Here is a 6,314-nt window from a genome sequence, read left to right as displayed (position 1 = left end):
TCGGCCCCATGCCAGTCTCGGAAAACGCCCCCCCATCTCCCGCATCCACATTCCACTGAACAACGTGGTGGGTTTACACACCTAGCGCGCTTTCCGGCAAGGTCCAGAACAGGTCCACGTCCCAGCCATCGGTCTTGATCGACCCCAGATTGGTCAGCCGATTGTTGAACGCATTGATGCCGCCGGTGGACGCACGCCCGATGCCATCGCAGTACAGCGCATCCAGCGTGTCCACGCACAGATCCAGCTGGGTCTGCGCATTGATCGCCTGGATCGCGCCATCCACATGGTGACGGTAGAAGGTCACTTCCATGTCGAGCCGATCCGACCAACTCGCATTACTGGCAAAGCCCGGGCTGAACACCAGGCCGGCACTGAAGCTGCGCGAACGTTCCGGATCCAGTTGCTCGTTGCCGCCGGTGGTGACCGAGATCTGCTGGTTGGCCTGCTGGTAGCCTGCCGGCACGCCCAGTGCCGCGCAATTGGTCGCACTGCCGCGCGGTGCGGTGCCGCCCAGGCCGATCGAGCAGGGATCGGACAATTGCAGGTCGGCGCGCGCGGCCGAACCGAACAGCTCGCCGATGGTCGGCGCGCGGAAGCCCTCGGCGTAGCTGGTGCGCAACACCAGCTCGTCGGTGACCTGCCAGCGCAAGCCGTACTTGGGCGTGAACTCGCCGCCGAAGGTGGAGTAATCCGAATAGCGGCCAGCGATGTTCAGATCGAGTTTGTCGCCCAGCGAGGAGTTGGCGAAGATCGGAATATTGAGTTCGAGATAGGCCTCGTTGACGTCGTAGCTGCCGGAGGTCGGCAACGATGGCACACCGTTGTAGCGCCCGGCCACGGTGAGCGGATCCGGCTGATAGGAGCCTTCGTACTTGCGGTATTCGTAGCCGGTGGCGAACGATACGGCGCCGCCGGGCAGCTGGAACAGCTCGCTGCTGAGGTTGGCGGTGAACAGGCTCAATTCGTTCTGGCTGCGGTCGCGCACCACTGGCTGGATCCAGCGCAGCATCTCCGGCGTGATGCTGCCGGCGCCGCTGAAGATATCCAATGGCACGCAGCCGGCCACTGCCGCGCAGGCGGCCGGATCGCCCAGCGCCAGATTGATGTTGTAGATGTTGTAGCTGCCGTAGTTGGTCTGTTCGGCTTTGTTCTTGCTGTACATGCCGTTGACGTCCCAGTACCAGGTACGCGCACCGCCCTCGAAGGTGCCTACCAGCCCGGTACCGACATACTGCGTGTCCACCTGCTGCTCGTAGCGGCGTGGCCCGCCCTCCACCGGACGCCGGCCGATCTGGATCAGGTTGGTGGCCGAGTCCAGATCGAAGCCGAACGGATTGAAGGGATTGAGCGCCGAAATCCGGATGTTGTCGGCCAGCGGATTGCCGGTGCCGGCATCGGGGCCGAGAAAGATCGGCTCCGGCGCGGCTTGGTTGGTCGATTCGCGCCGGTTGCCCAGGGCCTTGACGTACCACTGCACATCATCGTTGAAGTAATAGCGGAACTGCGCGAACACGCCCTTGCGTTCGGACGGGGTCAGCAGCAGGTTCTGCTCGGCGAAGTTGTAGCGATCGGCGGTGCCGAAGCAGTGGTAGTCGTCGCTGCGCGTGCAGCCGGCGCTGCCGTCGTACTGCGGCGTGCCGACGCCGGCATTGGGCGTGAGGTTCTGGCGCACACCGGTGTTCGGGTCGACGAACTGGAAGCGCCCATCCGGCGTGGCCGAGCTACCGAAGGTCAGCCCGGTACCGGGGATGGGAAAACGCGATTGCGCACGATCGCGTGCGTAGATCGGGTCCTGCTTGACGTAGCTGGCGCCCAAAAACAGGCTGAAATCCTCGCCGCTGGTGCCCCAGGCCAGATCCACGCCCTGGTTGGCGCCATCGCCCTTGCCGTACTGGCCGTAGTTGAGCGTGACCTGCGCGCCGTCGAAGCTGCGCCGGGTGATGATGTTGACCACGCCGGCGATCGCGTCGGAACCATACAGCGAGGACGCGCCATCCTCGAGCACCTCGATCCGTTCGACGATGGCCAGCGGAATAGTGTTGAGGTCGGTCGAGGACCCCACGCCGGACGCGGAGGATTCATTGACCCAGCGGATGCCATCGACCAGCACCAGCACGCGCTTGGAGCCGAGGTGACGCAGATCCACCTGCGCCGAGCCGGCGCCCACGCCGCCGCCATCGGGCGGAAAACCGAAGTTGCCCGAGGAATTGAATTTGGCGTTGAGCGCCGACCCGGAGGCAGTGAGTTCCTGCAGTACCTCGCCGATCGAGGTCAGGCCGGTGCGCTCGATGTCGGCGCGATTGAGCGTCTGGATCGGCACCTGGCCCTGCAGCTCGGCGGTCTTGATGCGGGTGCCGGTGACCTGCACGCTGTCGAGCGTGCGTGTGGCAGGAGCGGCGTCGGGCTGCTGCGCCCAGGCGAGTGTGGGAATCAAACACAACGACAAGTGCACGGCCAGGCACGACCGCGACGGACGGATCAGACGCTTCATCCTTTCTCTCTCCAGAAGGATTCTTCAAAGTGTCCGCACGCCCCCGTGCCCTGCGGTCCATCCCGAGTTGTAAACGAAACATTAACGCACCGCAATCTGGCGGTGCAGCACTGCGATGGGCGTCGCAGTGCGCATCCCAGCCTGGCAACGCCGGATACGCGCGCCCAACCGGCTGGCCATCGCGCCCGCGTTGCGCACCGGTACGGGCAGGCCGATGCAGAGGAGCAGCGCATGTTCACTCAAGCGCTCAGGCCTGCTTGGGTATCATCGCGCCATGACTTCCTCCCCCCGTTTCGCCACTCTCCTCGCCGGCCTGCTGTGCCTTGCCAGTACCGCGCTGCATGCGCAAAACCTCGACCCGCAGCTGACGGCCATGCGCGATGCGATCGCCGCTGCCGAGCGTGGCCAATCCGACCCCGCGCAACTGGCCGCCTTGAGCCGTCACCCGCTGTACGGCTGGCTGGAATTTGCCACGCTCAAGCGCAGTATCGACAACGTGTCCAACGCGCAGGCACAGGGCTTTCTGCAACGCTACGCCGGCCAGCCGGTGGCCGAGAGCTTCCGCAGCACCTGGCTGCCGGCGCTGGCGCGTCGGCAGGACTGGGCCACCCTGCTGGCCAACTGGAAGAGCACCGACAACCTCGGCCTGCGCTGCGCGCAGCTCACCGCACGCCAGGCCACCGGCAAGCTGGATGCGCAGTGGAGCCGCGATGCACTCAGCCTGTGGCGCAGCGGCAAGGCACTGCCCGATGCCTGCGACCCTGTGGTCGCCACGCTCGAATCGCGCGGCGAGCTGACGCCTGCGCTGCGTTGGGAGCGGGTGGAGGCGGCTGCCGATGCGCAGCAGCCTGCGGTGATGCGTACCGCGGCACGCGGCTTGCCGGCAGCCGATCTGGCACTGGCAACCGATTACGCTGCCTTTCTCGACAAGGTCCACCCGCGTGCGTCGGGTTGGCCCAAGACCGAACGCAGCCGTCGCATTGCCGTCGATGGCCTGGCCAAGCTTGCCAAGAGCGACCCGGACGCGGCCGAACAACAGTTGCCGCAGCTGGCCAGCACACTGGGCTTGAGCGATGCGCAGCGTGGACAGGTGCTGTATCAGATCGCGCTGTGGACGGTGGCCTCGTATCTGCCGGAGTCGGCGCGCCGGCTCAACGCGGTGCCTGATGCCTCCTACGACGAACGCCTGCACGAATGGCGTGCACGTGAAGCGATGTCGCGCGGCGATTGGCCGGCGGCCCTGGTGGCGATCCGCAAGATGCCGGCAAGCCAGCGGGCCGATTCGCGCTGGCAGTATTTCGAGGCGCGCCTGACCGAAAAGACCGGCTCGGCGGCAGCGGCACAACCGCTGTATCGCGCCGCTGCGCAGTCGCCCACCTTCCACGGTTTCCTTGCCGCCGACCGTCTGCAGCAGCCGTACCGGATCTGTCTGTGGGAACCCAAGGACAGCCCGCAGGCCAAGGCCGCGGTGGCGCGCGATCCGGCATTGGGGCGCGCCATTGCGCTGTTCCAGATCGATCGCTCCGGCTGGGCCGTGGCCGAATGGAACGATGCCGCCGGTCGCTTCGACGACACCCAGCGCCGCCTGGCCGTGGAGATCGCCGGCGACAACGGCTGGTTCGACCGCGCGGTGTTTGCGCTCGGCAAACAACCGGACGAACAGCGCCTGTATGCACTGCGCTTCCCGCTGCATCACGACGACAGCATCCGCCGCGAAGCCGCCAGGAATGCGATCGACCCAGCCTGGGTGGCCGCGGAGATCCGCGCCGAAAGCATCTTCAACCCGCGCGCGCGTTCGCCCGCCAACGCCATGGGCCTGATGCAGGTGCTGCCCGGCACCGGCGCGGCCGTGGCCAAGGGCATTGCCCTGCCCGGCTACGCAGGCGCCGCCAGCCTGTATGAGCCAGACATCAACATCGCCATCGGCACGGCCTACCTGCGCCAGTTGCTCAACACCTACGGGCTGCCGTATCTCACCATCGCCGCCTACAATGCCGGCCCTGGCCCGACCGGCCGCTGGCAATCGCAGCGGCCGAACTTCGAGCCGGATTTCTGGATCGAAACCATCAGCTACAAGGAAACCCGCGACTACGTCGCGCGCGTACTGGCCTTCAGCGTGATCTACGACTGGCGCCTCAACGGCGACATGCTGCCGCTGAGCGACCGGTTGATGGGCAAACTGGTGGACAAGCGCCAGAAGCCGGTGTGCACGCCGGGCCAGAGCACCGGCAGCGCGGCGCAGGACTGAGCAGAAAGCGGCAGATCGGCTGGCCGCTTTGCAAGGGTGCGCCTCCACGCACTGCGTCGCTAGCGGTGCAGGAAGTGATCGGCATCGGTACGACCCGCCCGTCCCCTGATGATCAGACGCGCGTGCGTGCGCGAAACACAGTCGATCCGAAGCACGGACCCTTGCGTGGCGACGGCGCGCTACAAGCACGCGACAGTGGCACCAAGAACGCACGACGCCCGCATCGCTGCGGGCGTCGTGTGAGGTGTCGGTAGCGCCGCAGCCATCGCCACGCACCGCAGGGCGGCGATTACAGCTTGCCGGCGCCTGACTTGGCCTTGACGTCTGCAGCCACCTTGTTGGCCGGCAGCAGGTTGTAGGTGTACGGCGGCTTCCAACCGATGTTGCTGTTCCACGAGCAGCTCAGCGCCTTGCCGTTGAGCAGCGAACCCTGGTCGCGATACACGGTGCCCTTGTAGTTGGCGGCGATCTTGTCGCAGTTGCTCACGCCGCTGATGTCGAAGGCGTTGTTCTCGGAGAAGATCTTCGACTCCTTGCCCACGCCATGCGCATGCGAGAACGGGTAGACCTTATGGCTGGTGCTGCCCACGTGGTAGTTGTTGTACAGGTGCACCTGGCCGAAGCGCACCCGCGGTGCGCGCGCGGAGATGTTTTCGAACAAGGTGTTGTGGATGGTGACCTTGAGCTTGCCGCTGTCGGTGCCGGACGCGCTGTCGCTGGAGCCGATCAGGTCGTTCTTCTCGTGCGACTTGAACGCCGAATACGAGATGGTCACGTAGTTGGCGCCCTTCTTGACGTCCATCGCGCCGTCATGGTGCTGCTTGGGGCGGCCGTTGGCGGTGCCGTTCTGGTCGTCGGTGCGGCGACCGTCGGTGAAGGTGACATGGTCAACCCACACATTGGTGGCGCCTTCCACGGTCAGGCCGTCGTACTCGGAATTCCAGTTGCCCTTGTCGCCGTCATCGGCATCCCACACCGGTTCCGGATCCCAGGGATTTTCGATGACGAGGTTGCGAATGATGACGTCGTTGGCCTTGACGTACATGTAGCCTTCGCGGATTTCGGCGTTGCTGGTGACACCGATCAAGGTGGTCTTGGTCGGGATATCCAGGCGCGCACGCGACTTCATGTCCGACGTCTTGGTGTAGGCCTTGCCTTCGCTGATGTCGATGATGCCCTTGACCTTGATGATGCGGCCGTTGCTACCCGCTTTGGCCTTCAGCGCAGCCTTCAGTTGCGCTGCCGTGCTGACGGTGTAGATGTCTGCCGCTGCCGCCTTGGAACCGCCCTTCGTGCCGCCGTTCTGGGTGGCCCAGCCCGTGCTTGCCACTTCCAATGCGGGGTCGGCTGCGTATGCAGCGCCCGACAACAATGCGGCGCCCAGTACAACGCCCACAACGGTACGTCCCACAACTGTCGATGTCTTCGACATGGTCGATGAAGTCTCTTGTGATGAGTGATGCGTGACACGCCGCTGCGCGGCGTGCTCCCCTTTGCGTCCGCCCAGGCCAACAGGCCAGTCCCCTAGCAGACCCGACCGATCCTAATCTTTCTGTACATAGTTGAAAAGTA

General features: G+C 65.2%; 3 protein-coding genes. 1 reads left to right on the top strand and 2 read right to left on the bottom strand.

The window, feature by feature from the left end:
• Window positions 1-73 precede the first annotated feature (73 nt).
• Window positions 74-2,494, bottom strand: a complete 2,421-nt coding sequence (locus tag XcodCFBP4690_RS10295) for a TonB-dependent receptor plug domain-containing protein (protein WP_341871613.1) — start codon at window positions 2,492-2,494, stop codon at window positions 74-76.
• A 274-nt stretch (window positions 2,495-2,768) separates the two neighbouring features.
• On the opposite strand from XcodCFBP4690_RS10295, the gene XcodCFBP4690_RS10290 reads away from it, so the two are divergent.
• Window positions 2,769-4,742 carry a transglycosylase SLT domain-containing protein gene (locus XcodCFBP4690_RS10290; RefSeq protein WP_146091875.1) on the top strand — a complete coding sequence of 658 codons (1,974 nt, stop codon included), beginning with the start codon at window positions 2,769-2,771 and terminating at the stop codon, window positions 4,740-4,742.
• 289 nt (window positions 4,743-5,031) lie between these two features.
• Here the strand turns inward: XcodCFBP4690_RS10290 and XcodCFBP4690_RS10285 are convergent, their stop codons facing one another.
• The gene (locus tag XcodCFBP4690_RS10285) at window positions 5,032-6,174 is read right to left on the bottom strand and encodes a pectate lyase family protein (protein ID WP_104540855.1); all 1,143 of its coding nucleotides are present in this window, start codon (window positions 6,172-6,174) and stop codon (window positions 5,032-5,034) included.
• Window positions 6,175-6,314 lie beyond the last annotated feature (140 nt).

Source organism: Xanthomonas codiaei (genome assembly GCF_002939785.1).
Lineage (GTDB): Bacteria > Pseudomonadota > Gammaproteobacteria > Xanthomonadales > Xanthomonadaceae > Xanthomonas > Xanthomonas codiaei.
Note: the sequence above shows the minus strand (reverse complement) of the source record. Positions and strands in the feature narration are given on the sequence as shown.